Origin of the sequence: Planococcus maritimus (genome assembly GCF_001687625.2) — a bacterium.
Lineage (GTDB): Bacteria > Bacillota > Bacilli > Bacillales_A > Planococcaceae > Planococcus > Planococcus maritimus.
In genome coordinates, this window is the sequence record NZ_CP016538.2 from 514,648 (window position 1) to 541,376 (window position 26,729).

Genomic DNA, 26,729 nt, shown 5'->3' on the forward strand with positions numbered 1-26,729 from the left:
CGGTAAACAGTTTTGATTACACCTCGAGTATACCTAAAGGGGGTATGTGATTCAAGAAATTAACTCAAAGTTTGCATTTGTCATCAAATTGATACGTTTGAAACCCTGAAATGATGGTATTATATACGTAGATAAAGAAAAGTCAACTATTTCGAACGGAACCAATCTACCAGCGAGATCTGCACACGTCCAAATTAGCAACAACTACTCTTGAAGAGGTGATCATGGATGATTAAAAATGGAGAGATCCGCAACATTGTATCGAATCTGGCAAAACTTGGCGTCCAAGCGACGATTACGAAATCACGTGTGGAGCTAAGTAAAACCTTGGCCTTGCCGCAGCCGTCCCAAGCATCATCCCATTCTTCATAAAAAACTCCGACGCCCATTGCGCCGGAGTTTTTTTATTGAGCATATTAATTTTGACGTGAACGGTCAAACATATAGTTTTTGTGATGGAACCGCATGCTGAAGACGACGCCGAGCGCGAGCATATTGCCGATCAAGGAGCTGCCTCCGTAGCTGATGAAAGGCAGCGGAATTCCGGTAATCGGCAGCAATTGAATCGTCATGCCGATATTTTGGAAGACGTGGAACGTAATCATCGCAATGATGCCTGCGCAAACATAGGTGCTGAAGGTATCTTTGAATTGCAAAGTGATCTTCGTCAAGTGATAAATGAGCATAAAGAACAATATAATGACGGCGCTGGCCCCGATAAAACCGAAGTCTTCCGAAATGACCGTGAAGATGAAATCGGTATGGTTCTCCGGCACATAGACTTGGCGACCTTGATAGCCTTTTCCGAACACTTCCCCAGAGCCGATCGCGTTCAAGGCGGCAATTAGGTTATAGCCGCCCGACTCTGCATAGGAGTAGGGGTCGAGCCAAGTGTAGATCCGCTCAAACATATACGGCTTCAAGCCGATCTTCCCAAGCAAGTCCTGCATATTGAGCGTCATCCATAATAACGTAGCTCCAATGAGCGCGACGCCGCCAAAGCTTGGCAAAATGATTTTCCATGAAATTCCCGAGACGACGACGATAGCCAATGTGATGGCGATGAATACGAGAGCCGTTCCAAGGTCCGGTTGCAGCAGGATAAAGCCGAGTGGCAAGCCGAGCATGAAGCCGATCTTCCCAAGCAACAATAAATCGGTTTTGAGGGTCCTTAGCAAATGATGCTCATGATGCGCAGAAATCATTTTCGCCAGTGCTAAAATATAGAAGGTTTTCATGAACTCGGCTGGCTGGATGTTAACGAATGGCGTGTGGAACCAAGCTTTGGCCCCGTTGATCGGCTGTGCGATCTGACCCTGTCCATCCGGTGCGATCATCAAGGCAAGCAATAGCACTAAGCCTGCACCATAAAGGTAATAGGCCATTTTTTTGTACTGATCGGTATCAAAGTACATCAACACAGCAATCATCCCGGCTGACACAATGTAAAACAGCGCCTGGCGCGGAACAAAATTGGTTAAATACTGCCCCGAAGTCTGGGCAGAAGAAATCGCGACCAAACTGACGATGAAAAACAGAAATAATATAAAAGTGAGCGACCAATCAAAGCGATCGGAAAAGCTCTTGTTAGTTTGCATATCAATTCACCCATACTTTTCTTAATCTATAACGCCCATCATTATACAGCATACGCGAAACTAATGCGCATGCAAAAAGTAATGACGATTTGAAAACAGGAATGTTTCCTAACAGCCGTACAACCCGTATAATAAGAAAGGAAATGGAGTGGGGCACATGGAGAAAAAGCCGTTGAAGACGGATTTTTACATACAACATTTATATATCTATGTGAGCGAAGCGGATCGAATGGCGCTATTCAGCGGCTTTGGCTTTGAGCACTTCCTAGAAGCGGTCGATATGCCGGAAAACCTATTGCTGTTGAAGCACCCCTACGAGGAAGCATCATTTAATATGCACACCCACTTGGATTTTGCGACGAAAGAAGAATACGGCCAGTTAAAGCGGGCGCGATCCAATCGAAAAAGTGAATTCTGCTGGATCGATTTCCGCAGCGAAAAGCAATTGAACTCGTTGACGGCCCAGGAACAGGCAGAACTTCTATATTTGGGCCATAAAAAAGAACCGGTAAAAAGCCCGTTTTTTACAACCTTGCAAAACGAATATGCGTATCTAGCTGGTGAAGAAAAGGAATGGACAAAGATCTATTTCCGGCGTATGGAAAAACTTAACGCCCTAATCGCCAATCATTTTACGCAAATCATCCGCGAGGAAACGAGTGGCCAGCATTTTTTCCGCCGCAGAACGAAAGACTCGGTCCCACAGCTTCAGAAAGAACATTTTAATAAGCTGCGTCTGGAAATGGGGGAAGGGGTCTTGTTGTCTTTGGCTGACCCCGAAAAAACCAAAAACACGATCGAACTTCACATCCGGACAGTCGGCGAAATTGATTTTATGGATGAATTTTGGGAAGACCTAGCGGAAACAATCCGCAAGCCGCTATCGGGACGAATTGTCTACGATCGAAAACTGAAAGCCTGGAAATGATACTCGGTAAGACGCGGGTATCATTTTTATTTGCCAAAGTTAAAGGCTTCGTGTCCTGCCTATTTAAATAGGTCAGATGAAAGAGTGGAAGGCGTCCGCCTGGAGCGGATTTGCCACTTTCTTTTATGCTATCTAATTCTACAACCTAACTTAATTCAGTGTGATTTTACAGCCGTTGGTAAAAAAATTTTTCGGCTGACAGCGTTCGTGATAAACTAAGCAATATGTAAAACGAAATGAGGGTCATTAATGAAAAAACGAATTGGGCTTTTATACGGCGGCAAATCCGCTGAACATGAAGTGTCGTTGACAACAGCCAGCGCCTTCTCCAAAGCGCTTGATTTTAATAAATACGAAGTTTATCCAGTCTATATCACGCAAGAAGGCGAATGGCGGAAAGGCACACCTTTAACTGGAGCGGTTTCTTCTATAGAAGAACTGCAATTGCCGGGGAACGGCGAACGCCCGAATGATATTTCCGGTTTTCTTCCGACTGATGAGGAACCCGCACTAGATGTCATCATTCCTTTGCTTCATGGACCAAACGGGGAAGACGGAACCGTACAAGGTTTGCTTGAAGTGATGAACTTGCCATACGTTGGCAATGGCGTTTTGGCCTCATCTGCGGGCATGGATAAAGTCGTGATGAAACAATTATTCGACCAGGCGGGCTTGAACCAAACCCCTTATGTCTATTTCCTGCGCCGTGACTGGAAAAACAGCCAGGACCTTTGGCTAGACAAAGTCGAGCAAGAGCTTACATGGCCGGTATTCGTTAAACCGGCAAACCTGGGTTCTAGTGTCGGCATCAGCAAAGCTGAATCACGCGCCGAACTAATTGTTGCTGTGGACGAAGCGCTCAAATTCGACCGCAAAATCGTCATCGAACAAGGCGTTGTCGGACGTGAAATCGAAGTCGGCGTCCTCGGCAATGACGCACCGGAATGTTCCGTAGCAGGCGAGATCAAGCCTTTAAAAGCTTTCTACGATTACCAGGCAAAATACAAAGACGGCAACACCGCGATGATCATCCCGGCGGAACTGCCGGAAGCAGTATACGCAGAACTCGTCGATTCAGCGAAAAAGGCCTTCAAGATTCTCGATTGTACAGGACTTGTGCGCGCAGACTTTTTTGTAACGGAGAGTCACGACATCATCATCAACGAAGTCAATACGCTACCGGGCTTTACGCCGTACAGCATGTTCCCGCTATTATGGCAGCATACCGGCCTTGAGTATTCCGATCTGATCGAGAAACTGATTGAGCTCGCTATTGAACGATACGAAGACAAACAATTATTACAATTTAAAATGGATTGAGTGGGGAGAACCGATGAAAAAAACGATTGAACAGATAGCCACATGGCTGGACATCAAAACGAATTTAAAAGGGATTGAAGTGACTGGCGTGTCGATCAATACGCGGACGCTGAAGCCGGGCGATTTGTTCATTCCGTTCCGCGGCGAAAATGCCAATGGACATAAATATGTCCGCTATGCGATTGAAGCGGGGGCTGCCGCTGCGTTGTGGCAACGTGATGAGCCGGAACCGCCGTCTGACTTGCCGCTACTGATCGTCGATGATTGCGAAAAGGCATTGCAGGAAATGGCACGCGCATATCGTAATGAATTGAAGGCGACCGTCATTGGCATTACTGGCTCAAACGGCAAGACTTCAACGAAAGACTTGGTTGCGAGCGTGTTGAAACCATATTACAAAGTTCAGAAAACGCAGGGCAATTTCAACAACGAATTGGGATTGCCGTTAACGATCTTGTCCTTGGATGAAGACACAAAATACGTAGTTCTTGAAATGGGCATGAGCGGCTTTGGGCAGATTCAATTTCTGTCTGAGCTGGCACGCCCGGATTATGCGGTCATTACTAATATTGGCGAAGCGCATATGCAGGACCTTGGATCAAGAGAAGGCATCGCCGAGGCGAAATTTGAAATCGTCGCAGGGCTTGAGCAGCATGGCAAGCTTTTCTATGATGGCGATGAGCCCTTGTTATTGCCTTTTGTCGAAGATTTTACGCAAGCGGTATCGTTCGGTTTCGGTCCGGATAACGAATTGAGTGTAGCTGACATTCAAGCAACCGAGGACGGCAGCAGCTTTTTAGTCAACGGGATCATCGACGCGAAATTTTCTATACCGGTCCTTGGCGAACATCAAGTGAAAAACACGTTGTCAGCGATTTTAATCGCTCTCGAAGCCGGATTAACCGAAGAAGAAATTCGCCGGTCCTTGAAAAATGCGGCATTGACCGATATGCGGATGCAGCTGATCGCAGCTAACAACGGTGCAGTATTCATCAATGATGCGTACAATGCAGCACCAACTTCTGTAAAGGCAGCGCTGAATTTTATCCGCGAGACCACGATGAAAGAATCTAAGTGGGCAGTCCTCGGTGATATGCTCGAACTTGGCGAAAACGAACAGCAATTTCATGAAGAATTAGCGAGTTCAATCGGTCCAGAGCTAGAAGGCGTCTGCTTGTACGGTCCGCGCATGAAATGGCTTTATGAGAAACTGTCGACTTCTTATGAAGGGAAATTACTGTGGAGCGAAGACGATTATGGGCCGATCATTGACCTATTAGCGAAACATCTTAAAAAAGACACAGCCGTCCTCGTCAAAGGGTCGCGCGGCATGGCGCTTGAAAAAGTAATCGAACCGTTTACGGACCAATGAAAACCGGTGTCTTGTGCATCCACGGCTTTACCGGCGGGCCGTTTGAAGTCGAACCGTTTGCCGATTACTTAAGCGAGCAGACGGATTGGATTATCGAAATCCCAACCTTGCCGGGGCACGGGGAAAAACTCGATCTCGGAGACCAGCGTGCTGAAGTGTGGATGATGGAAGCGGAGCTTGCGCTGAAGCGATTGAAAGCACAAGCCGATCGTGTCATCGTTGTCGGCTTTTCGATGGGCGGACTGATTGCAATGTATTTGTCGATGCGCTACAAAATCGACCGGCTGGTACTGTTGAGCGCAGCGGTGAAATACATCAGTCCTGTGCAGATCCGCGAAGAAGTGTGCGAAGCAATACGTGATTTAGTCAGCAAGCGCATCAATCAAAATGCGTTGTACCATTTATATGAATACAAATTTCGCAACACCCCGATCCGCTCAACGATAGAGTTCTTGCGTGTCGTTAAAACTGTCGAGCCGTATTACCGATTAATCGACGTGCCAGCTTTCATCGTCCAAGGCGAAAAAGACGGTGTTGTCCCGCCTTCCGCAGCGCAGCATATTTACGATCACCTTGGTTCAACGGAAAAGCATCTTTATCATTCGGCGACCGGCAAGCATTTAATTTGTTACAGCGATGATGTCGCTGAATGGTTCCCGAAAGCGCTAGAATTCATGCGCAAGGAACAGTAAACTGATAATTGGAACCTTTGCATATCAATTGCATGTGAAGGGGAAGCGTGTTATTCTGTTTAGAGCAATGGATACATTTTTGAGACACTCTTCCTTCGTGAAGAGGTTTTTTTTGAGCATAAACGGTTTGTTCTACTTACTGGGGAAGACAACCCCGCTGTGCAGACCGCTCGGCAACGACCGAGCTTTTCCTGTTCACACATCCCCTCTGACTTAAAACTCCAGAGCATGATTTTCGACGTGAAAGTTCTTAATAAAGGCTCGACCTTGTCACAAATTCATCTAAAATGTGTACCATTTGTAAATAAGATGAAGACAAAAGGAGATTGAAAAAATTTGGTTAAATTTACAGAATTAAACATCAGCGAAACAACATTGAAATCCGTAAGACGTATGGGCTTTGAGGAAGCGACACCTATCCAGGAAGGCACAATCCGCCTTGGCATGGAAGGCAAAGACATTATCGGGCAAGCACAAACAGGTACTGGTAAGACAACCGCTTTCGGTATTCCGTTGATCGAAAAAATCGACACACGCGACGGAAGTGTGCAAGGTTTGGTCATTGCACCGACACGCGAATTGGCAATCCAAGTTTCTGAAGAGCTTTACAACCTAGGTAAAGACAAAAACGTGCGCATCTTGTCCGTATTCGGTGGACAAGAAATCGGCCGTCAGATCCGCGCTTTGAAAAACCGCCCTCAAATCATCGTCGGCACACCTGGTCGTTTGCTTGACCATATTAACCGCCGCACGTTGAAGCTTGAAAACGTTAATACGCTTGTGTTGGATGAAGCTGATGAAATGCTGAACATGGGCTTCATCGAAGACATTCAGTCAATCATGTCGAATGTCCCTGATACCCGTCAGACGCTTCTGTTCTCTGCTACAATGCCGGATCCGATCCGTCGTATCGCAGAAAAATTCATGAAGACACCTGAAATCGTCAAAATCAAGTCGAAAGAAATGACTGTCGAAAACATCGAGCAGTTCTTCGTGAAATCCGTAGAACGCGAAAAATTCGATATTCTTTCTCGCTTGTTGAACGTTCAACAGCCAGAGCTTGCGATCGTCTTCGGACGCACGAAGCGCCGCGTTGATGAATTGGCACACGCATTGAACCTCCGCGGCTATCTAGCTGAAGGAATTCACGGCGACCTTAGCCAAGCGAAGCGTATGTCTGTTTTGAAACAATTCAAAGCAAACAAAATCGACATCTTGGTTGCAACTGACGTAGCAGCACGTGGACTTGATATCTCAGGCGTATCTCACGTATACAACTTCGATATTCCACAAGACCCTGAAAGCTATGTTCACCGTATCGGCCGTACTGGCCGTGCCGGTAAAAAAGGTGTAGCTGTCACTTTCGTTACACCACGCGAAATGGGCTACTTGTCTATCGTTGAAAGAACAACGAAGAAAAAAATGGAAGCTCTAGTTCCTCCAACTGCTGATGAAGCAGTAATCGGACTTCAGCGCGTTGCTGTAGAGCAATTGGAAACAATGACTGAGAAAAACAACCTCGGTAGCTACCGTGAGCTTGCAACAGAAATGTTGGAAAAACACGATGCAGTTGATTTGATTGCAGCAGCACTTAAAACGTTGACGAAAGATCCGGAAGACGCTCCAGTCCAAATTACCGAAGAGCGCCCATTGCCATCACGTGGCGGTGGCGGCTACAAAGGTAAAGGCGGCGGCGGACGTTCATCCGGCGGCGGATACAAAGGCAAAGGCGGCGGCGGACGCTCGTCTGGCGGTGGCTATAAAGGCCGTCGCGAGTCGTCAAGCTCAAGCCGTCCTTCAGGCGGAGGGCGTCCAGGACGCACTCGCCGTCACGAATCATAAAACCCGATCAATAAGATTAAAAGGTGGAGAACCGGCAGCAAATGCCGATTCTCCGCCTTTTTTGTCGTTTCAGAATAAGGTACAATGAAATGAAACATTCCGGTTCATGAAACGTATAAAGAAGAGAGTACTCTTGATTGGAGATGACATAATGAACCATCAACCGAAAAACCGGATCTCCCGAAAGGGGCTGACTGTCTGGCGCCTCTACGGAATGATCGAAACAGTGGTCGTTGCCCTGTTATTGGCCGGTGTAGGCACTCTTACATATTTTTTTGACTGGCCAAATTGGATCTATGCAGCAGCAGGTGGTCTACTAGTGCTGTTTGCTTTTCTATTTGTCTATTTATTCCCGAAAATCCGCTGGGAAAGATGGCGCTATGAAGTGCGCGACCAGGAAATCGAATTGCAGCACGGCTTGTTCATTGTCAAACGGACGCTCGTGCCAATGGTCCGCGTCCAGCACGTCGACACAGAACAAGGCCCGATCTTGCGGAAATACGATTTATCGGAGATTTCCATTTCGACTGCCGCAACTACCCATACCATTCCCGCATTGATTACGGAAGAGGCAGATGAATTGCGCTCCCGTATTTCCGTGCTCGCAAGGGTGGCGGAAGATGATGTCTGAAACGCGCTATAAACTGCATCCGATTTCAGCACTCATCAATTTCTTAAAAGGCTTAAAAGAATTGATCTTGCCTTTCGTCATTATTTTTGGTGCGAACTTGTTCCGCGAAGATGGGATTTCCGGAATGTTCAACCAAGGCTGGCAAGGGTTGTTGCCGCTGCTCATCGGCGGGGTGGTACTGGTGTTCATGCTGATTGCGGGTATCATCAAATGGAAACGTTTTGTCTACTGGTTTGAAGACGGGGAGTTGCGGATCGAGTACGGCTTATTCGTTAAAAAGAAACGTTATATTCCGTTCGAACGCATTCAAAGCTTAAATTATATAGAAGGCATTTTCCACCGGCCGTTCGGGCTTGTGAAAGTGAAGGTCGAAACGGCTGGTTCCGGGAAAGCCGGGCAGGCGGAAGCTGAACTGACTGCTATTTACCGCGCGGAAGCCGACCGCATCGAACAGGAAATGCACATGGCGAAGCGAGGTTATGCGGCACAAGCGGAGGCAACGGTCGAAATGCTCTATGGCCCGGCCGAAGCTGCACCAATGCGCGAGGAGCCTGTGGAAGAATCGGCGCGTGTATTGTACCGGATGAGCATGAAGGAATTATTGGTGCTCGCGACAACTTCCGGGGGGATCGGTGTCGTTATTTCTGGTGTCGCCTTATTCCTATCGCAGTTTGCCGAGCTGATTCCTTATGACGCGATTTATGAAGAAGTCATGCTCTTCATGCGCTTCGGCTATTTGGTCGTTGCGTTGACTGTATTTGCAGGGCTATTGCTTGCCTGGGTTATTTCGGTAGCCATGACACTCATTGCTAATTATCAATTCACCATCTACGCAGATGATGAACGGATTTACATTACGCGCGGCTTATTGGAGAAGAAAAAAGTCTCTGTGCCGTTTAACCGTGTGCAGGGCATTAAAATGACGCAAAATCCGCTGCGCCAATTATTCGGCTATGTTCATGTGACGGTCGAAAGCGCAGGTGGGACTTTAGCCGATAAAGATGAAAAAATCCGTTTGTTCCCGCTCGTCAAGCAAGAGAAAATGAAACCAGTTTTGGACGAGTTGTTCCCGGATTTTGACTGGTCGCCAGAATTGACGCGCTTGCCGAAAAGAAGCCGTCCGTTCTTCTACCGCTTGTCGATCGGCTGGCTGATTCCGGCATTCGCGGCGCTCGGCTATTTCTTTTATCCTTATGGCTTGTGGGCGCTTGCGGTCGTTCCGTTCATCATAGCCATCGGGTTATGGCAGCATCGCACAGCAGGCTACGCCATCTCGGGTCGCCAATTAACGGCGCAGTTCCGAGGGATTAGCCTGCACCGCTTTTACATGCTAAAAAAACGCATTCAAGTAGTCGTGGTGACGAGAACGATTTTCCAGCGCCGGCGAGATGTTGCGTCTGTTCATGCGACGATTAAATCCGGCATGCTTGGAGCGACTGCACTCGTGCCGAATCTGTCGCGGGAAGATGCCGAAGAAATTCTTGCTTGGTACGAGCCATCGAGGCAACGCCAGACAATGGATCGTGAACAAACGAAAAACCCTCAACCGAATGAAATCGGCTGAGGGTTTTTCGTAATGATTAGCGGCGGTTTTTGGCGCGCCAGCTAACGATGCGTTTTGGATGGAAATAACTGAGCCCGATCAAGAAACCGGTGATCATGCCAGCGATGTGCGCTGTGACATTGATGTTCGGTGTCACGAATGTCATGACTATGCTAATGACGATAATCGGGAGTATAATTTGTTTGAGTTGCGGTAATGCACGGCCGCCGTAATAAACGAGGGCACCGAATGCGCCGAAGATCCCGAAGATTGCGCCGCTTGCACCGACATGTACATAATCGAGCGGTTGCAGGAAATAAGTGGCCGCCGATGCGAACAGGCCGGCCAGCATATAAATCGTGATAAAACGCACTTTGCCGGTCAAGCGCTCAAGTTCTGGCCCGAACAAGAACAGCGAGAACATATTAAATAGCAAGTGCATAAAACCGCCGTGCAGGAAGATTGGTGTCACGAAACGCCACCACTCGCCATTTGCGATATGGAAGTTCGACCCAACGCCGTAATAGTAAATGTATTCGCCGAGCGCTGGCAACCATGTCAGCAAGTGAATGAGGACATTCAACGCGATCAATGTGGATACGACCGGGTACATTCTTAAGTACTGTGAAAAACTTTCTCTTCTGATAAACAATAAGGTCACCTCAATTTCATAGCTTTATTATACCCGTTACCCATTTGCGAATGAAAGGAGAAACCTTTATGATAACAGGAATCGGTCTGGATATTGTCGAGTTGGACAGAATCCGCAAACTCGATGAAAGATCTTCTAAATTCCGTGAGCGTGTCTTGACTGAATCGGAACTTGCGGAATATCTTCTATTGAAAAAGAAACGCCAAACCGAATTTCTAGCAGGGCGTTTTGCGGCGAAAGAAGCATTTGCCAAAGCTCGCGGCACCGGAATCGGCGCAGCATGCCCGTTTTCGGATATGGAAATCCGAAAAGACGAAAACGGCAAACCCGGCATGTTTTTCCGCGGTGTGGAATGCGGGTTCGTGTCGATCACCCATTCAAAAGAATTTGCCGCCGCACAAGTTGTTTTGCAAACCGAATGAACAGGATGTGTAGATTATGGAAAATTACCGACCGACAAAGGCAGTCATCAATTTGGAGGCAATCCGGAAAAATCTCACGGCTTTTCAGCAACGGGCTGGCCACGCTGATGTAATTGCAGTGGTGAAAGCGGATGGCTACGGTCATGGAGCGGAGGCAATTGCTCGCGTTGCCATTGAGTCCGGCGTCCGTCTGCTGGCGGTTGCCACGCCAGACGAAGCAGTATCGCTGCGCCGCGTGGGAATTGACCAGGACATTCTTGTGATGGGATCAGTGCCTGCTGCATTCGTCCCTGTTGCTCAGCGAGAAAATATTATCGTCACCGCCTTGTCGCTTGAATGGATAGAGGCGGCGCAGGATGCGATTGAACCGGGACCTCCGCTTCGTGTTCACTTAAAAGTTGATACGGGAATGGGGCGCCTTGGCATACAGCCGGAGGAAGCGGAAGTGGCATATGCCAAACTGGTGTCAGGCCCATTTTCATTCGATGGCATCTTCACACATTTCGCAGCAGCAGACGATGAAGATTCGACGCTTTTTAATCGCCAAGCTGAACGGATGAATAAGGTGTTGGAACAATTGCCAGACGGCGTGATGGTTCACCTATCAAATAGCGCGGCAACACTGATGCACCCTTCTGTCGCTTGTGACGCTGTTCGGATCGGCATCTCGCTCTATGGCATCGCCCCGTCGTCTTATGTCGGAGAACATTCGCCAATTGCGCTAGAGCCTGCTTTAAGCCTAGAAACGGAAATCGCCCACATCAAGAAAGTGCAGCCAGGTACAACAATTAGCTACGGGGCGACTTACCGCAGCGAACAAGAAGAATGGATCGCGACGCTCCCTGTCGGCTATGCAGACGGCATGCTGCGCGGCTTGCAAGGGCAAGAAGTACTTGTGCGCGGAGAGCGAGTGCCGATTGTCGGGCGCATCTGCATGGACCAATGCATGATTCGCTTGAACGAGCGCTTGCCAGTCGGTGAACCGGTCCAATTGATTGGACAACAAGGGGGCAAGGTAGTCTTAATCGACGAATGGGCCGAAAAGCTGGGCACAATCCCCTATGAGATCCCTTGTGTTTTGACGAAGCGGGTGCCGCGCGTCTATGTGAATGGCACCAAAAATGCCGGAGTGCCTTTTCAGCCGAACGATACAATGGTAAGATGAGAAGGTAACTAGACAGAGATCGGGATTTTCGGAGGTGTCGGCTGTGTACGAGAAGTCAAAGACGAAAGAAGTGGTAGTCAAGTTGCCGAAGCAATTCATGTCGGAGCTTACTGCGCACTCAGGTGAACGCATTGAGGAAAACGGTGAATTCATCTATGTATCGACTCAACGAGTAACAAAAAATGTCTACGATTCATATCATATTCGGGAAGCGATGATCAAGGGCTACGTGGAAATGTCGCAGATCAACCTGTCAATTGCCTGCGAATGTTCGCACGCTGAGTACGAAGCGGAGCACACGACAGTGCAACTCGTAAGCGGAGGGTGACAACTTGATTGTAAAACGCGGGGATGTTTTTTTCGCAGAATTATCACCGGTCGTCGGGTCTGAGCAAGGCGGGACCCGTCCGGTTTTGGTGATACAAAACGATATCGGGAACCGATTTAGTCCGACAGTGATCATTGCGGCGATCACCGCCCAGATCCAAAAAGCCAAATTGCCGACACACGTAGAAATCAACGCCAAGAAATACGGATTTGAGCGTGACTCTGTAATTTTGCTTGAACAATTGCGGACGATTGATAAATCGCGTTTGACTGATAAAATTACACAGCTGGACGATGCGTTGATGGAGAAGGTGGACGAAGCCTTAGAAATCAGTGTCGGACTTGTAAAATTTTAGCATACATACTCCATGGAATGCCCCGAGATGGTCTGTCTCGGGGTATTTTCGTATAGAAAATCACCACTACTTTGGCACTTCATCAAAAAAGATGTGAAATGCGCCGTTTTCCGATACAATGAATAGACAAGTATGAAATTGTGGCTACGAGGGTCACCGGGAGGGTTTTACGACAAGATGAACAAACAAATGGCTACATATATACAAGAAAATATGACTGGTATCATTGCTGACTGGCAACAGAAGATGAGAGATGAGAAAGACGAGCCCTCTTTTCAGGTAATGTCGGAGGAGATGGTGAACCAGACAAGCCGCGAATTTGCGGGGTTGATGACATCGAGTCTTCTTGAAAGCTACCAGATTTACGAAAACCGCTTGCAGGATTTCGCTGAGAAAGTAGTTCGCCTTGGCTGGTCCATTACCTTCATGACGAAAGCGATCGATCATTTCGCTGAAATCGTCTACGAAGGAATGCGTGAAGCGGGTACAATCCACCCGGATAATATGGACGGATTTATCCATGAATTCGCAAATTGGGCCCAACCGATTCGCAATAGCATGATTCACACATATTCCAAAGCCTGGGAGCGTACGGTGAGCTTGCAGAAGATAGCATTGCAGGAACTATCCGCTTCCTTGATCCCGGTCTTCGACAAAGTATCTGTCATGCCACTCGTCGGGACGATCGACACTGAACGGGCGAAATTGATTATGGAAAACTTACTCGACGGTGTCGTCAAGCATCGCGCGGAAGTGGTTTTGCTGGATATTACAGGCGTGCCGGTCGTCGATACCATGGTCGCTCATCATATTATCCAAGCGGCAGATGCAGTCCGCCTGGTTGGAGCGAAATGCATGCTCGTCGGGATACGGCCGGAAATTGCCCAGACGATCGTCACGCTCGGTATCAATTTGAACGACTTTACGACAACGAGCACGCTTCAGCGAGGCGTAGAACAAGCACTGGCTTGGACAAACCGAAAAATTGTGGAGGTTGAAGAAGTATGAATGTGAGAATCCCAATTCTAAAACTAAGAGATACATTAATCGTTTCGATCCAATGGGAGTTAGATGACCAAACGGCATTGCAATTCCAGGAAGATCTTTTGACTAAATTGCACGAAACTAGCGCCCGTGGGGTGGTCATCGATTTGACGTCGATCGACTTTATTGATTCATTCATTGCCAAAGTACTGGGGGATGTCATTAGCATGTCCAGCCTGATGGGGGCAAGAGTGGTTATTACCGGTATCCAGCCGGCAGTTGCCATCACTTTGATCGAGCTCGGAATTCGACTTGAAGATGTTATGACGGCACTTGACCTAGAGAACGGCTTGGAGAAACTTCAATTGGAATTGGAGGCTTGAAGATGAGCGACCAATCCTCAGTGGAAATCTTAACAGAATGGGATATTGTAGCGGCACGCCAACTCGGGCGTAATGTCGCCAAGGAGCTCGGATTCGGCACCGTGGACCAAGCGCGAATCACGACGGCCATCAGCGAGCTTGCCCGCAATATTTATTTATACGCCGGTCAGGGCAGGATCGAAATCCAGCAGCTGGCCGAAAACGGCATGAAAGGAATCCTGATCATCGCTGCTGATAGCGGCCCGGGGATTCCGGATGTCAGAAAAGTAATGGAAGACGGTTTTACGACATCAGGGGGACTGGGTGCAGGCTTACCGGGTGTCAAGCGCTTAATGGATGATTTCAAAATTGAAACGATCCAAGGCGAAGGGACAGATATACGGGCTACGAAGTGGCTCCGCTAGGGGGAACGCTAAATGCCTCAACACATTGAAGCGCAATATCAAGAGATTCTGAACGAATATGTAAAAAAGCAGACGGAGCAAAATTTGTACGTCGGCCAAAATTTCAGCAGGCAACTAATTCTGGAGAATATTTCCCCAGAAGAAGTGATCAGCATGCACAAAGCAGCCATCGGGGAGCTCTATAGCGATCTCCCGGATGTTGTTTGGCATTCATTTGATTTCCTGATCGAAATGATGATCAATTATGGATTGGCATTGCAGGAACGCCAAAGTCTATTGAAACGCCAGGAAGAATTGAAAGTGGAAATGGACTTGGCAGCCAATGTGCAGGAAACTTTGCTCAAGACAAAATTGCCGTCTTTGGATGGTTTGGATATCGGCTTATTGTCGATCCCAGCCAAGAAGATGAACGGAGATTATATTTATTTCGTCAGCGATTATGATGGATACGCCGGGGTAGCTGTTGCCGATGTCATCGGAAAAGGGCTTCCGGCGGCTCTTTGCATGTCCATGATTAAGTTTGGCATGGATAGCTTGAACAGCTCGCACGCCTTGCCGAAAGACGTGCTTGGCGTCATCAACCGGATCGTGGAAAAAAGCGTCGATGATTCGATGTTTGTCTCAATGTTTTATGCAAATTACGATGCGGGAGCAGCGAGACTTACATATGGGTCGGCAGGACACGAACCTGCAATCCTCTACCGCGCGGATTCTGGGGAATTTAGCGAGCTAGAAGCAAAAGGTTTGCTGCTTGGCGTTTCACCGGCAGCGGTATACGAAGAGCATTCCGTTATTTTGGAAAAAGGCGATATGGTCATTATGATGACAGATGGAGTAACAGAAGGCCGAACAGAAGAAGGCTTTATCGAACGGGATGTCATCTACGAATTGATCGAACAAAAGAAAACAGAGCCAGCCCAGGCAATCGTTCAGCACGTTTACGATGAACTGGAGCGGATGCAAAATGCAGAACTTCAGGATGATTTCACTTTAGTGGTTTATAAGAAGGGGTAATTTGAGGTTTAAAAGCATTAAATGGCGGGTAAGAAAGCTTAGAATGGCTTTTTTTCGGCTGAATTGAATCATACAAAACGGGGTGTCATATAGAGATGAATATTCAAGTTAATTTGACAGAAAATGACAATAAATTAAAAGGCGATATTCACGGAGAAATCGATGCACATACAGCACCGGTGCTACGTGAAAAATTAGAAGCATACCAAGAACAAGAAGGCTTGAATGCCGAACTGGATTTATCAGGAGTGGATTATATGGATAGCACAGGATTAGGCGTTTTTGTCGCTTTCTATAAATCCATTAATGCAAAAGGCGGGCATTTGAAACTGACTGGCCTATCCAGCCGCTTGAAGCGACTCTTTGATATCACAGGTTTGGGCGATATCATGGATATTGAAGCTGCAGTCGGGAAGGGTGGTAATTAATCATGCGTCCTTTCGATTATGTAGAAATGCGCGTTCCGGCCAAATCTCAATACGTAGGTGTCGCCCGTCTGACGATTTCGGGTCTCGCAAGCCGTATCGGGTTTTCATTTGATGATATCGAGGATTTAAAAATTGCCTCGAGTGAAGCAGTAACTAACGCTGTCCAGCACGCTTATTCTGAAGGTGAAGAAGGCGAAGTGGTCATTGGTTGTGCGCTGTATGAAGATAAAATTGAAATTATGGTAGCCGACCACGGCCAAAGCTTCGATTTTGAAGAAACCAAGGCAAAAGTGGGACCATATCACGATCAGGAAGAAGGAGCGTTCCTGCGCGAAGGAGGTCTCGGCCTGTATTTGATCGAAACGCTTATGGATGAAGTGAAAGTGCATCACCAGGAAGGCGTTACTGTCTTTATGACCAAGCATGTTGAAGGGGAGCGGGTGGAAGAGGATGTCGAAACAATCTCATCCTAATCAGCCAACGAAAGAACAGGTACTGGAATGGATTGAAGCTTACCAAAAAACCGAGGACGAGGAAGCGCAAACGAACCTGGTCCTCAATTATCGCCGCTTGGTAGAATCGATTGCCCGCAAGTATTCTAACGGGAAATCCTATCATGAAGACATCGCACAAGTCGGGATGCTCGGCTTGCTCGGTGCGATTCGGCGTTATGACCCATCTTATGGCCGCAGCTTCGAAGCTTTCGCAGTGCCGACCATTATTGGCGAAATCAAGCGCTTTTTGCGTGATAAAACATGGGCTATCCATGTGCCGCGCCGCATTAAAGAGTTGGGGCCGCGCATTAAAGCGACTGTGGAAGTGCTGACAACAGAGCTCCAGCGATCGCCGCAAGTATGGGAAATTGCTGAATACCTGGATGTTGAAGAAGACGACATTTTAGAAGCGATGGAGATGGGCAAAAGCTATCAAGCACTTTCCATGGACCATTCACTCGAGGCGGATTCGGACGGCAGTACAGTTACTTTGTTTGACGTAGTCGGCCAAGAAGATGACGGATATGAAAAAGCGGATCAGCGCATGCTCGTGGCGGAAGCGATGAATGTCCTTTCTGATCGGGAAAAGCAGATCATCCAATACACTTACATAGAGCAGCTGAGCCAAAAAGAAGCAGGCGACAGATTGGGAATTTCCCAAATGCACGTGTCGCGTCTTCAGCGGAAAGCCATTAAAAAGCTTCAGGAAGCCATTTTGGCTGCTGGCGGGGTTTCCTAGTGGAAGAAATTCGCCATGACAATGTGGAAGCCTATGCCTACAACGCAGCAAAAAAAGGGAATTACGAATCTGGCGACAGTTATTACACTGTATTGACGGATGAATACTTTATTTGCTCCGTAGCCGATGGTTTGGGAAGTGGGCCTGTAGCGCGTGAATCGTCACAGGTCATCCCGCAAATCCTGAAAGATTATCATCATGAGACAATCGATCAATTGATGAATCGCTTTAATGGTTTGATGATGCAAAAACGTGGAGCAGCCGTCGCTATTTTTAAAGTGGATTTCAAAAAACGCACATTAGAATACAGTTGCGTAGGCAATATCCGTTTCTATCTATATAGAAGAGGAACCGATGAAGTGATTTATCCATTACCTGTCATGGGCTATCTATCTGGCAGGCCGCAAAAGCTGAAAACTCAGCTGTACACGTATTTGGAGAATGACTTGTTTCTCATTCACTCAGATGGTGTGGATTTGCGTAATCCGAAAGCCATGATGAGACGAGCGGGTGCGCCTAAGCGCTTGTACGAAGATATTTTGGCGTCTATTCAAACTGGCGACGATGCAACATTAATTTCAGGAAGCCTTCTCCATTAAGGAGAGGCTTCTTTTTTATGGGGAAATAGAAAGGAAGCTTATTTCTCCCGCCAACCGCCGCCGTGTTAAAATAAAGAAGCAGAAAGGAAGTGCATGAAATGGACACTCAGCAATTACACGCATTAATCGCCAAGGAGGCCGGCGTGAAACCCAACCAAGCAAAACAAGTTATTGAGCTGCTTGAAGGTGGCAACACGGTGCCTTTTATCGCCCGTTATCGAAAAGAAGCAACCGGTTCATTGGATGAAGTTCAAATAAAAGCAGTAGAAGATCGATATACATACATCCAGAATTTGGAGCAGAGAAAAACCGATGTGCTTCGTTCGATCGAAGAACAGGAACAATTGACGCCAGAACTCGAAAAAGCCATCAAAGGGGCCACTGTGCTGCAAAGAGTAGAAGACCTATACCGTCCTTATAAGCAAAAGCGTCGCACAAAAGCGATTATTGCAAAAGAAAAGGGCTTGCAGGAACTGGCAGATTGGCTTTTAACACCAGGGAAAGAACAGCTGTCCAGTGTTGCGCAACGGTACATCGACAATGAAAAAGGCGTGGAAACAGCAGAAGAAGCCATCGCGGGAGCGCAAGATATCTTGGCTGAGCTATTTGCAGATGACGCCGATACACGAGAAAAAGCACGGCGAATGACTCGCGACGCCGGCATGCTGGAGACTGCAGCCAAAAAAGGGCATGAAGACGAAAAGCAAGTTTTCCAAATGTATTATGAATACAGTGAAGCCATCAAAAAAATCGTTCCACACCGCATTTTGGCCATCAATCGTGGCGAAAAAGAAGGGGTATTGAAAGTAGCTGTTGTCCCACCAATCGACCGAATCATCCGCTTGATGAAAGACAAATGGATGAAAACCGGGAATTCTGCCGCGAAAGAAGTGGAAGCGGCCATTGAAGACAGCTATAAACGCCTGATTCAGCCATCGATTGAACGTGAAATCCGTACCGAACTAAGTGAAAAAGGTGAAACACAGGCCATCCACATTTTTTCGGAAAACCTGCGTAATCTTTTATTGCAGCCTCCAATGAAAGACAAAATGGTGCTCGGCGTTGACCCGGCGTACCGCACAGGCTGTAAGCTCGCAGTTATCGACGAAACAGGGAAATTATTGGAAGTGGCGGTTATTTATCCGCATCCTCCTAGATCCGACCAACAAGGCGCGAAAAAAACTTTAAAACGCCTCGTCGATGCCTATCCAATTGAGATCATGGCGATAGGAAATGGCACCGCCTCCCGTGAAACCGAACAGTTTGTGGCGGATTTCATTGGAGAAACGGCGAACAAAGCTTCATACGTCATTGTCAACGAAGCGGGTGCGAGTGTGTATTCGGCTTCAGAAATTGCCCGTGCAGAGTTCCCGGACTTACAAGTCGAAGAGCGCAGTGCAGCATCCATCGCGCGCCGCCTCCAAGACCCGCTTTCAGAACTCGTGAAGATTGATCCGAAAGCAGTAGGCGTCGGGCAATACCAACACGATGTCTCGCAGAAAAAACTGGCAGATCAATTGACTTTTGTTGTCGAGATGGCAGTCAACCAAGTTGGCGTGAACGTCAACTCGGCTTCAGCTTCATTACTGCAATACGTCGCTGGACTCAGCAAGACAGTTGCAGAAAACATAATCAAAGCGAGAGACGAGAACGGGCGCTTTGCTTCCCGCGTTCAGTTGAAAAAAATTCCGCGTCTCGGCGCGAAAACTTATGAGCAAGCCATTGGGTTCCTGCGAATAACGGAAGGGAAGAATCCGTTGGACGCTACCGGCATTCACCCGGAAAGTTATGAGACGGCCGAGAGAATCCTTAAGCTGATCGACGCGGATAAAAAAATGATCGGCCGCCCGGAAATTGTCGCTAAGCTCGACAGTTTGGATCTGGCGTCCCTGAGCGGTGAGTGGGAAATTGGCACACTAACGCTCAAGGACATTGTCGATGCATTGAAGAAACCTTTCCGCGACCCGCGGGACGAATTCCCTCAGCCGCTTCTGAAAAGCGATGTCTTGAAGATGGAAGATTTGGCTCCAGGGATGGAAGTGCAAGGAACCGTCCGCAACGTTGTCGACTTCGGGGCTTTCGTCGATATCGGCGTAAAACAAGATGGCCTTGTCCACATTTCTAAATTGAGAAAAGGATTCGTAAAACACCCGCTTGATGTCGTAGCTGTCGGGGATATTGTCACCGTGTGGGTTGATCAAGTCGAGAAACAAAAAGGGCGGATCGCTTTGACGATGCTGCCGCCAAAAGAACAACAGCCGGATCTCCAGGAGAGATAAAATGACGAACGAAGAGCTGACCAAATTGATTGCAGAAATTTCCCGTGACGTATTTGGCAAATCATTTCGCCATCAGGGGCTATTCAACAAACGCCTTCGCACGACCGGCGGGCGATATCTATTGAGGTCGCACGATATTGAAATCAACCCGGCTTCCTACGAGAAGTTCGGCCATGATGAACTTGTTGGAATCATTAAGCATGAACTTTGCCATTACCATCTCCATCTTGAGGGGAAAGGCTACAAACATCGGGACAAGGACTTCCGCGAGTTGTTACAACAAACGGGATCTCCGCGCTTTTGTGCTCTTCTTACAGAAAAGCGCCGGCAGACAAATGGCTTTCATCTATATGAATGCATGTCCTGTAAATCCGAATTCCCGAGAAAGATTCGCATGAACACTGCCAAGTATAGATGTGGACGCTGCAGCGGAAAGCTGCGAATGAAAAGAGAAAAGGATCTATAAACAAGGGCCGCTTTTAAAGTGGCTCTTGTTTTTATTTTTGATGACTTGCAGAAAGAGAGCGAAGTTCCTGGCGAGGGCAAACGAAGATGAGGGAGACGTTTAGTAGAACGGGAGCGCAGCGAACAAGATTGAGCAGCAGCCCGACTAAAAGTAAATGCGCATGAATTTTCGACAGGTGAAATTCGTTGAGGGAAGCGAGCTGGGTCTTCGCTAAACACTTCAAAAGCAAAGCTTTTTAACGCGTGGATTTCTAAATAAAAGCCTGAGTAAAAACTAAAATATAAAATGATGAAGAAAAGTGTTGACGATTCCTGTTAGGCTCTTTATAATAGAAAAAGTCGACAAGTACTTAAACATTATTCCGAAGTAGCTCAGTGGTAGAGCACCGCACTGTTAATGCGATGGTCGTAGGTTCGAGTCCTACCTTCGGAGCCATTTATTTGGCCCCTTGGTCAAGCGGTTAAGACACCGCCCTTTCACGGCGGTAACACGGGTTCGAATCCCGTAGGGGTCACCATACATATATTGAATTACTTTTTCTATATAATACTTGTGTGCTGTACAATTGAAAATTTTATTATTGTCGCGGGGTGGAGCAGTTCGGTAGCTCGTTGGGCTCATAACCCAAAGGTCGCAGGTTCAAATCCTGCCCCCGCAACCAAATGGTCCCGTGGTGTAGCGGTTAACATGCCTGCCTGTCACGCAGGAGATCGCCGGTTCGATCCCGGTCGGGACCGCCATTTTTTTAATGGGGTATAGCCAAGCGGTAAGGCAACGGGTTTTGATCCCGTCATGCCCTGGTTCGAATCCAGGTACCCCAGCCAATTTTAGGGTGGCCGAAACGAACTTTTAAGTTTTCATTGACAAATACAGAGAGAAGTTGTACGATATAACTTGTCTCGAAAAATATTTGCGGTCGTGGCGGAATGGCAGACGCGCTAGGTTGAGGGCCTAGTGGGAGAAATCCCGTGGAAGTTCGACTCTTCTCGGCCGCACCATACATATTCAATTATTTGCGCCCGTAGCTCAATTGGATAGAGTACTTGACTACGAATCAAGCGGTTAGAGGTTCGAGTCCTCTCGGGCGCGCCATTTATCTTCTATATAATATGCGGGTGTAGTTTAGTGGTAAAACCTCAGCCTTCCAAGCTGATGATGAGGGTTCGATTCCCTTCACCCGCTCCATCATTATTTTGAACCTTGAAAACTGAACAGCAAAACGTCAACAATAGACGTCACGAGCGCCTTGGCGCGAGAACGGCTTTTGCGATGGTCGCCCTTGGGTGATCGGAGTACAGCTTTCTGAACTTCGGTGTTCGTGACACAACTTACTGATCAGCTTCGGCAGATCAAGCGAATCGCGCGTCTTTCGAGACGGCGATACGCCAGCAGTATTGAGCAATCAACTACTCTATAATGGAGAGTTTGATCCTGGCTCAGGACGAACGCTGGCGGCGTGCCTAATACATGCAAGTCGAGCGGAACCATTGGAGCTTGCTCCTTTGGTTTAGCGGCGGACGGGTGAGTAACACGTGGGCAACCTGCCCTGCAGATCGGGATAACTCCGGGAAACCGGTGCTAATACCGAATAGTTTACGGCCTCTCATGAGGCTGTACGGAAAGACGGTTTCGGCTGTCACTGCAGGATGGGCCCGCGGCGCATTAGCTAGTTGGTGGGGTAATGGCCTACCAAGGCGACGATGCGTAGCCGACCTGAGAGGGTGATCGGCCACACTGGGACTGAGACACGGCCCAGACTCCTACGGGAGGCAGCAGTAGGGAATCTTCCGCAATGGACGAAAGTCTGACGGAGCAACGCCGCGTGAGTGAAGAAGGTTTTCGGATCGTAAAACTCTGTTGTGAGGGAAGAACAAGTACCAACTAACTATTGGTACCTTGACGGTACCTCACCAGAAAGCCACGGCTAACTACGTGCCAGCAGCCGCGGTAATACGTAGGTGGCAAGCGTTGTCCGGAATTATTGGGCGTAAAGCGCGCGCAGGCGGTCCTTTAAGTCTGATGTGAAAGCCCACGGCTCAACCGTGGAGGGTCATTGGAAACTGGGGGACTTGAGTGCAGAAGAGGAAAGTGGAATTCCACGTGTAGCGGTGAAATGCGTAGAGATGTGGAGGAACACCAGTGGCGAAGGCGACTTTCTGGTCTGTAACTGACGCTGAGGCGCGAAAGCGTGGGGAGCAAACAGGATTAGATACCCTGGTAGTCCACGCCGTAAACGATGAGTGCTAAGTGTTAGGGGGTTTCCGCCCCTTAGTGCTGCAGCTAACGCATTAAGCACTCCGCCTGGGGAGTACGGCCGCAAGGCTGAAACTCAAAGGAATTGACGGGGGCCCGCACAAGCGGTGGAGCATGTGGTTTAATTCGAAGCAACGCGAAGAACCTTACCAGGTCTTGACATCCCGCTGACCGCCTAGGAGACTAGGCTTTCCCTTCGGGGACAGCGGTGACAGGTGGTGCATGGTTGTCGTCAGCTCGTGTCGTGAGATGTTGGGTTAAGTCCCGCAACGAGCGCAACCCTTGATCTTAGTTGCCAGCATTCAGTTGGGCACTCTAAGGTGACTGCCGGTGACAAACCGGAGGAAGGTGGGGATGACGTCAAATCATCATGCCCCTTATGACCTGGGCTACACACGTGCTACAATGGACGGTACAAAGGGCTGCAAACCCGCGAGGGGGAGCCAATCCCAGAAAACCGTTCTCAGTTCGGATTGTAGGCTGCAACTCGCCTGCATGAAGCCGGAATCGCTAGTAATCGCGGATCAGCATGCCGCGGTGAATACGTTCCCGGGCCTTGTACACACCGCCCGTCACACCACGAGAGTTTGTAACACCCGAAGTCGGTGGGGTAACCCTTACGGGAGCCAGCCGCCGAAGGTGGGACAGATGATTGGGGTGAAGTCGTAACAAGGTAGCCGTATCGGAAGGTGCGGCTGGATCACCTCCTTTCTAAGGATAATATCGGAACCGATTCTTACGGAATCGGGTTGACGTTTTGCGTTCAGTTTTGAAGGTTCACTCCTTACGGAGCACTTTCAAACTTGTTCTTTGAAAACTGGATAGATCGACATTGATTAAGAAACAAGCATCATAGTAGCGTGATCGCGATTGCGATCAACTTATTTTTTTTGACCATCAGTGGTTAAGTTAATAAGGGCGCACGGTGGATGCCTTGGCACTAGGAGCCGAAGAAGGACGGCACTAACACCGATATGCCTCGGGGAGCTGTAAGTGAGCTGTGATCCGGGGATTTCCGAATGGGGAAACCCACTGTTCGTAATGGAGCAGTATCCATGTGTGAATTCATAGCACATGAGAAGGCAGACTCAGGGAACTGAAACATCTAAGTACCTGAAGGAAGAGAAAGCAAATGCGATTCCCCAAGTAGCGGCGAGCGAAACGGGATCAGCCCAAACCAGAAGGCTTGCCTTCTGGGGTTGTAGGACACTCTATACGGAGTTACAAAGGAACGGATTAAGCGAAGCGACCTGGAACGGTCCGCGAGACAGGGTAACAGCCCCGTAGCTGAAAGTTCGTTCTCTCCAGAGTGGATCCTGAGTACGGCGGAACACGAGAAATTCCGTCGGAATCCGGGAGGACCATCTCCCAAGGCTAAATACTCCCTAGTGACCGATAGTGAACCAGTACCGTGAGGGAAAGGTGAAAAGCACCCCGGAAGGGGAGTGAAATAGATCCTGAAACCGTGTGCCTACAAGTAGTTAGAGCCCGTTAATGGGTGATAGCGTGCCTTTTGTAGAATGAACCGGCGAGTTACGATTACATGCAAGGTTAAGGCCTATAAGCCGGAGCCGCAGCGAAAGCGAGTCTGAATAGGGCGAATGAGTATGTAGTTGTAGACCCGAAACCAGGTGATCTACCCATGTCCAGGGTGAAGGTAAGGTAACACTTACTGGAGGCCCGAACCCACGCACGTTGAAAAGTGCGGGGATGAGGTGTGGGTAGCGGAGAAATTCCAATCGAACCTGGAGATAGCTGGTTCTCTCCGAAATAGCTTTAGGGCTAGCCTCAAGAAGAGAATCCTGGAGGTAGAGCACTGTTTGGACTAGGGGCCCATCCCGGGTTACCGAATTCAGACAAACTCCGAATGCCAGTGATTTATACTTGGGAGTCAGACTGCGAGTGATAAGATCCGTAGTCAAGAGGGAAACAGCCCAGACCACCAGCTAAGGTCCCCAAATATCCGTTAAGTGGAAAAGGATGTGGCGTTGCTTAGACAACCAGGATGTTGGCTTAGAAGCAGCCATCATTTAAAGAGTGCGTAATAGCTCACTGGTCGAGTGACACTGCGCCGAAAATGTACCGGGGCTAAACGGATTACCGAAGCTGTGGATGGACATCGTAGATGTCCGTGGTAGGAGAGCGTTCTAAGGGCGTTGAAGTCAGACCGGAAGGACTGGTGGAGCGCTTAGAAGTGAGAATGCCGGTATGAGTAACGAAAGACGGGTGAGAATCCCGTCCACCGAATGCCTAAGGTTTCCTGAGGAAGGCTCGTCCGCTCAGGGTTAGTCGGGACCTAAGTCGAGGCCGATAGGCGTAGACGATGGACAACAGGTTGATATTCCTGTACCACCTCCCCGCCGTTTGAGTAATGGGGGGACGCAGAAGGATAGGGTGAGCGTGCCGTTGGTTGTGCACGTCCAAGTTGTGAGATGAGAAACGAGGCAAATCCCGTTTCTACGTACATCAAGCAGTGATGGCAAGAGGTTTAACCTCAGAGTCCCTGATTTCACACTGCCAAGAAAAGCCTCTAGCGAGGCGGGAGGTGCCCGTACCGCAAACCGACACAGGTAGGCGAGAAGAGAATTCTAAGGTGAGCGAGTGAACTCTCGTTAAGGAACTCGGCAAAATGACCCCGTAACTTCGGGAGAAGGGGTGCTCTGGTAGGGTGTTAAAGCCCGAGAGAGCCGCAGTGAATAGGCCCAGGCGACTGTTTAGCAAAAACACAGGTCTCTGCAAAACCGTAAGGTGACGTATAGGGGCTGACGCCTGCCCGGTGCTGGAAGGTTAAGGGGAGTGCTTAGCGCAAGCGAAGGTGCGAACCGAAGCCCCAGTAAACGGCGGCCGTAACTATAACGGTCCTAAGGTAGCGAAATTCCTTGTCGGGTAAGTTCCGACCCGCACGAAAGGCGTAACGATCTGGGCACTGTCTCAACGAGAGACTCGGTGAAATTATAGTACCTGTGAAGATGCAGGTTACCCGCGACAGGACGGAAAGACCCCGTGGAGCTTTACTGTAGCCTGATATTGAATTTTGGTGCAACTTGTACAGGATAGGTAGGAGCCAGAGAACCCGGAGCGCCAGCTTCGGGGGAGGCGTCGGTGGGATACTACCCTGGTTGTATTGAACTTCTAACCCACAAGCCTTAGCGGCTTGGGAGACAGTGTCAGGCGGGCAGTTTGACTGGGGCGGTCGCCTCCTAAAGAGTAACGGAGGCGCTCAAAGGTTCCCTCAGAATGGTTGGAAATCATTCGCAGAGTGTAAAGGCACAAGGGAGCTTGACTGCGAGACGGACAGGTCGAGCAGGGTCGAAAGACGGACTTAGTGATCCGGTGGTTCCGCATGGAAGGGCCATCGCTCAACGGATAAAAGCTACCCCGGGGATAACAGGCTTATCTCCCCCAAGAGTCCACATCGACGGGGAGGTTTGGCACCTCGATGTCGGCTCATCGCATCCTGGGGCTGTAGTCGGTCCCAAGGGTTGGGCTGTTCGCCCATTAAAGCGGTACGCGAGCTGGGTTCAGAACGTCGTGAGACAGTTCGGTCCCTATCCGTCGCGGGCGCAGGAAATTTGAGAGGAGCTGTCCTTAGTACGAGAGGACCGGGATGGACACACCGCTGGTGTACCAGTTGTTCTGCCAAGAGCATCGCTGGGTAGCTATGTGTGGCCGGGATAAGTGCTGAAAGCATCTAAGCACGAAGCCCCCCTCAAGATGAGATTTCCCATTGCGCAAGCAAGTAAGATCCCTCAGAGACGATGAGGTAGATAGGTTCGGGGTGGAAGCGTGGCGACACGTGCAGCTGACGAATACTAATCGATCGAGGACTTAACCAATA

24 protein-coding genes, 8 tRNA genes and 2 rRNA genes are annotated in these 26,729 nt (G+C 48.7%); 32 read left to right on the top strand and 2 right to left on the bottom strand.

Features of this window, described 5'->3' with window-relative positions:
- Positions 1-228: 228 nt before the first annotated feature.
- The gene (locus BBI11_RS16430) at positions 229-372 is read left to right on the top strand and encodes an Lmo0850 family protein (protein WP_167358136.1); all 144 of its coding nucleotides are present in this window, start codon (positions 229-231) and stop codon (positions 370-372) included.
- A gap of 44 nt (positions 373-416) precedes the next feature.
- Here BBI11_RS16430 and BBI11_RS02705 read toward each other — a convergent pair whose 3' ends face one another.
- A complete protein-coding gene (locus BBI11_RS02705; RefSeq protein ID WP_068460401.1) occupies positions 417-1,598 on the bottom strand; it encodes an FtsW/RodA/SpoVE family cell cycle protein in 1,182 nt (393 codons plus the stop codon).
- Positions 1,599-1,755: 157 nt separating this feature from the next.
- Here BBI11_RS02705 and BBI11_RS02710 point away from each other — a divergent pair, with 157 nt between their 5' ends.
- The 7 genes from BBI11_RS02710 to BBI11_RS02740 all read left to right on the top strand — a co-directional run bounded on the left by BBI11_RS02710 (position 1,756) and on the right by BBI11_RS02740 (position 9,947).
- Positions 1,756-2,526: a hypothetical protein gene (locus BBI11_RS02710; protein ID WP_068460402.1), complete on the top strand. Its 771-nt coding sequence runs from the start codon at positions 1,756-1,758 to the stop codon at positions 2,524-2,526.
- Between the two features lie 249 nt (positions 2,527-2,775).
- Positions 2,776-3,846 carry a D-alanine--D-alanine ligase gene (locus BBI11_RS02715; protein WP_068460404.1) on the top strand — a complete coding sequence of 357 codons (1,071 nt, stop codon included), beginning with the start codon at positions 2,776-2,778 and terminating at the stop codon, positions 3,844-3,846.
- Between the two features lie 13 nt (positions 3,847-3,859).
- A complete protein-coding gene (locus BBI11_RS02720) occupies positions 3,860-5,218 on the top strand; it encodes a UDP-N-acetylmuramoyl-tripeptide--D-alanyl-D-alanine ligase (RefSeq protein WP_068460406.1) in 1,359 nt (452 codons plus the stop codon).
- Positions 5,215-5,910 carry an alpha/beta hydrolase gene (locus tag BBI11_RS02725; RefSeq protein ID WP_068460408.1) on the top strand — a complete coding sequence of 232 codons (696 nt, stop codon included), beginning with the start codon at positions 5,215-5,217 and terminating at the stop codon, positions 5,908-5,910. The genes BBI11_RS02720 and BBI11_RS02725 overlap by 4 nt, the downstream gene beginning before the upstream one ends.
- 336 nt (positions 5,911-6,246) lie before the next feature.
- On the top strand, positions 6,247-7,752 hold the full coding sequence (cshA, locus tag BBI11_RS02730; RefSeq protein ID WP_156889025.1) for a degradosome RNA helicase CshA: 1,506 nt from the start codon (positions 6,247-6,249) through the stop codon (positions 7,750-7,752).
- 151 nt (positions 7,753-7,903) lie between these two features.
- Complete coding sequence (locus BBI11_RS02735; protein WP_068460409.1) at positions 7,904-8,383, top strand: PH domain-containing protein; 480 nt, start codon at positions 7,904-7,906, stop codon at positions 8,381-8,383.
- Entirely contained in the window at positions 8,376-9,947 is a 1,572-nt protein-coding gene (locus BBI11_RS02740; RefSeq protein ID WP_068465558.1) for a PH domain-containing protein, read from the top strand. The genes BBI11_RS02735 and BBI11_RS02740 overlap by 8 nt, the downstream gene beginning before the upstream one ends.
- Positions 9,948-9,963: 16 nt before the next feature.
- Here BBI11_RS02740 and BBI11_RS02745 read toward each other — a convergent pair whose 3' ends face one another.
- Complete coding sequence (locus BBI11_RS02745) at positions 9,964-10,578, bottom strand: rhomboid family intramembrane serine protease (RefSeq protein WP_068460411.1); 615 nt, start codon at positions 10,576-10,578, stop codon at positions 9,964-9,966.
- Between the two features lie 68 nt (positions 10,579-10,646).
- Here BBI11_RS02745 and acpS point away from each other — a divergent pair, with 68 nt between their 5' ends.
- The 24 genes from acpS to BBI11_RS02865 all read left to right on the top strand — a co-directional run bounded on the left by acpS (position 10,647) and on the right by BBI11_RS02865 (position 26,727).
- Positions 10,647-11,000: a holo-ACP synthase gene (gene acpS / locus BBI11_RS02750; protein ID WP_068460414.1), complete on the top strand. Its 354-nt coding sequence runs from the start codon at positions 10,647-10,649 to the stop codon at positions 10,998-11,000.
- 16 nt (positions 11,001-11,016) lie between these two features.
- Complete coding sequence (alr, locus tag BBI11_RS02755; RefSeq protein ID WP_068460415.1) at positions 11,017-12,165, top strand: alanine racemase; 1,149 nt, start codon at positions 11,017-11,019, stop codon at positions 12,163-12,165.
- A gap of 43 nt (positions 12,166-12,208) precedes the next feature.
- Positions 12,209-12,493 (top strand): transcriptional regulator, encoded by a 285-nt coding sequence (locus BBI11_RS02760; protein ID WP_068460417.1) that lies wholly within the window; start codon positions 12,209-12,211, stop codon positions 12,491-12,493.
- A gap of 4 nt (positions 12,494-12,497) precedes the next feature.
- Positions 12,498-12,848, top strand: coding sequence for a type II toxin-antitoxin system PemK/MazF family toxin (locus BBI11_RS02765; protein ID WP_058381776.1), 351 nt, complete (start codon positions 12,498-12,500; stop codon positions 12,846-12,848).
- Between the two features lie 177 nt (positions 12,849-13,025).
- Positions 13,026-13,856, top strand: a complete 831-nt coding sequence (locus BBI11_RS02770; RefSeq protein ID WP_068460419.1) for an RsbT co-antagonist protein RsbRA — start codon at positions 13,026-13,028, stop codon at positions 13,854-13,856.
- Positions 13,853-14,215 carry an STAS domain-containing protein gene (locus tag BBI11_RS02775; RefSeq protein WP_068460422.1) on the top strand — a complete coding sequence of 121 codons (363 nt, stop codon included), beginning with the start codon at positions 13,853-13,855 and terminating at the stop codon, positions 14,213-14,215. The genes BBI11_RS02770 and BBI11_RS02775 overlap by 4 nt, the downstream gene beginning before the upstream one ends.
- A 2-nt stretch (positions 14,216-14,217) precedes the next feature.
- A complete protein-coding gene (locus tag BBI11_RS02780; RefSeq protein WP_068460424.1) occupies positions 14,218-14,619 on the top strand; it encodes an anti-sigma regulatory factor in 402 nt (133 codons plus the stop codon).
- Positions 14,620-14,631: 12 nt separating this feature from the next.
- Positions 14,632-15,633 (top strand): PP2C family protein-serine/threonine phosphatase, encoded by a 1,002-nt coding sequence (locus tag BBI11_RS02785; RefSeq protein ID WP_068460426.1) that lies wholly within the window; start codon positions 14,632-14,634, stop codon positions 15,631-15,633.
- Between the two features lie 95 nt (positions 15,634-15,728).
- A complete protein-coding gene (locus BBI11_RS02790) occupies positions 15,729-16,061 on the top strand; it encodes an anti-sigma factor antagonist (RefSeq protein ID WP_068460429.1) in 333 nt (110 codons plus the stop codon).
- 2 nt (positions 16,062-16,063) lie between these two features.
- On the top strand, positions 16,064-16,534 hold the full coding sequence (gene rsbW, locus BBI11_RS02795; protein ID WP_068460431.1) for an anti-sigma B factor RsbW: 471 nt from the start codon (positions 16,064-16,066) through the stop codon (positions 16,532-16,534).
- Positions 16,512-17,294, top strand: a complete 783-nt coding sequence (gene sigB, locus BBI11_RS02800) for an RNA polymerase sigma factor SigB (RefSeq protein WP_068460433.1) — start codon at positions 16,512-16,514, stop codon at positions 17,292-17,294. Before rsbW ends, sigB begins: the two co-directional genes overlap by 23 nt.
- Entirely contained in the window at positions 17,294-17,893 is a 600-nt protein-coding gene (locus BBI11_RS02805; RefSeq protein WP_068460434.1) for a PP2C family serine/threonine-protein phosphatase, read from the top strand. The genes sigB and BBI11_RS02805 overlap by 1 nt, the downstream gene beginning before the upstream one ends.
- 98 nt (positions 17,894-17,991) lie before the next feature.
- Positions 17,992-20,172, top strand: coding sequence for a Tex family protein (locus tag BBI11_RS02810; RefSeq protein ID WP_068460436.1), 2,181 nt, complete (start codon positions 17,992-17,994; stop codon positions 20,170-20,172).
- A 1-nt stretch (position 20,173) separates the two neighbouring features.
- Positions 20,174-20,638, top strand: a complete 465-nt coding sequence (locus BBI11_RS02815) for a SprT family protein (RefSeq protein WP_068460438.1) — start codon at positions 20,174-20,176, stop codon at positions 20,636-20,638.
- A 360-nt stretch (positions 20,639-20,998) separates the two neighbouring features.
- A tRNA-Asn gene (locus BBI11_RS02820) sits at positions 20,999-21,073 on the top strand.
- A gap of 7 nt (positions 21,074-21,080) precedes the next feature.
- A tRNA-Glu gene (locus tag BBI11_RS02825) sits at positions 21,081-21,155 on the top strand.
- A gap of 67 nt (positions 21,156-21,222) precedes the next feature.
- Positions 21,223-21,299: transfer RNA gene (locus BBI11_RS02830), tRNA-Met, on the top strand.
- 3 nt (positions 21,300-21,302) lie between these two features.
- Positions 21,303-21,378 (top strand) — tRNA-Asp (locus tag BBI11_RS02835).
- A gap of 9 nt (positions 21,379-21,387) precedes the next feature.
- Positions 21,388-21,462 (top strand) — tRNA-Gln (locus BBI11_RS02840).
- An 88-nt stretch (positions 21,463-21,550) separates the two neighbouring features.
- Positions 21,551-21,636: transfer RNA gene (locus tag BBI11_RS02845), tRNA-Leu, on the top strand.
- Between the two features lie 17 nt (positions 21,637-21,653).
- A tRNA-Arg gene (locus BBI11_RS02850) sits at positions 21,654-21,730 on the top strand.
- Between the two features lie 19 nt (positions 21,731-21,749).
- Positions 21,750-21,823 (top strand) — tRNA-Gly (locus tag BBI11_RS02855).
- A 228-nt stretch (positions 21,824-22,051) separates the two neighbouring features.
- Positions 22,052-23,602: ribosomal RNA gene (locus BBI11_RS02860) — 16S ribosomal RNA — on the top strand.
- Positions 23,603-23,793: 191 nt separating this feature from the next.
- Positions 23,794-26,727: ribosomal RNA gene (locus BBI11_RS02865) — 23S ribosomal RNA — on the top strand.
- Together the 16S and 23S rRNA genes with 8 tRNA genes alongside form the textbook arrangement of a ribosomal RNA operon.
- Positions 26,728-26,729: the final 2 nt, after the last annotated feature.

Excerpts from the sequence above, each read along its gene's own strand:
- BBI11_RS16430 (WP_167358136.1), top strand. The coding sequence starts at position 229 with ATGATTAAAAATGGAGAGATCCGCAACATTGTATCGAATCTGGCAAAA.
- BBI11_RS02705 (WP_068460401.1), bottom strand. The coding sequence starts at position 1,598 with ATGCAAACTAACAAGAGCTTTTCCGATCGCTTTGATTGGTCGCTCACT.
- BBI11_RS02710 (WP_068460402.1), top strand. The coding sequence starts at position 1,756 with ATGGAGAAAAAGCCGTTGAAGACGGATTTTTACATACAACATTTATAT.
- BBI11_RS02715 (WP_068460404.1), top strand. The coding sequence starts at position 2,776 with ATGAAAAAACGAATTGGGCTTTTATACGGCGGCAAATCCGCTGAACAT.
- BBI11_RS02720 (WP_068460406.1), top strand. The coding sequence starts at position 3,860 with ATGAAAAAAACGATTGAACAGATAGCCACATGGCTGGACATCAAAACG.
- BBI11_RS02725 (WP_068460408.1), top strand. The coding sequence starts at position 5,215 with ATGAAAACCGGTGTCTTGTGCATCCACGGCTTTACCGGCGGGCCGTTT.
- BBI11_RS02735 (WP_068460409.1), top strand. The coding sequence starts at position 7,904 with ATGAACCATCAACCGAAAAACCGGATCTCCCGAAAGGGGCTGACTGTC.
- BBI11_RS02740 (WP_068465558.1), top strand. The coding sequence starts at position 8,376 with ATGTCTGAAACGCGCTATAAACTGCATCCGATTTCAGCACTCATCAAT.
- acpS (WP_068460414.1), top strand. The coding sequence starts at position 10,647 with ATGATAACAGGAATCGGTCTGGATATTGTCGAGTTGGACAGAATCCGC.
- alr (WP_068460415.1), top strand. The coding sequence starts at position 11,017 with ATGGAAAATTACCGACCGACAAAGGCAGTCATCAATTTGGAGGCAATC.
- BBI11_RS02770 (WP_068460419.1), top strand. The coding sequence starts at position 13,026 with ATGAACAAACAAATGGCTACATATATACAAGAAAATATGACTGGTATC.
- BBI11_RS02775 (WP_068460422.1), top strand. The coding sequence starts at position 13,853 with ATGAATGTGAGAATCCCAATTCTAAAACTAAGAGATACATTAATCGTT.
- BBI11_RS02780 (WP_068460424.1), top strand. The coding sequence starts at position 14,218 with ATGAGCGACCAATCCTCAGTGGAAATCTTAACAGAATGGGATATTGTA.
- BBI11_RS02785 (WP_068460426.1), top strand. The coding sequence starts at position 14,632 with ATGCCTCAACACATTGAAGCGCAATATCAAGAGATTCTGAACGAATAT.
- BBI11_RS02790 (WP_068460429.1), top strand. The coding sequence starts at position 15,729 with ATGAATATTCAAGTTAATTTGACAGAAAATGACAATAAATTAAAAGGC.
- rsbW (WP_068460431.1), top strand. The coding sequence starts at position 16,064 with ATGCGTCCTTTCGATTATGTAGAAATGCGCGTTCCGGCCAAATCTCAA.
- sigB (WP_068460433.1), top strand. The coding sequence starts at position 16,512 with ATGTCGAAACAATCTCATCCTAATCAGCCAACGAAAGAACAGGTACTG.
- BBI11_RS02810 (WP_068460436.1), top strand. The coding sequence starts at position 17,992 with ATGGACACTCAGCAATTACACGCATTAATCGCCAAGGAGGCCGGCGTG.
- BBI11_RS02815 (WP_068460438.1), top strand. The coding sequence starts at position 20,174 with ATGACGAACGAAGAGCTGACCAAATTGATTGCAGAAATTTCCCGTGAC.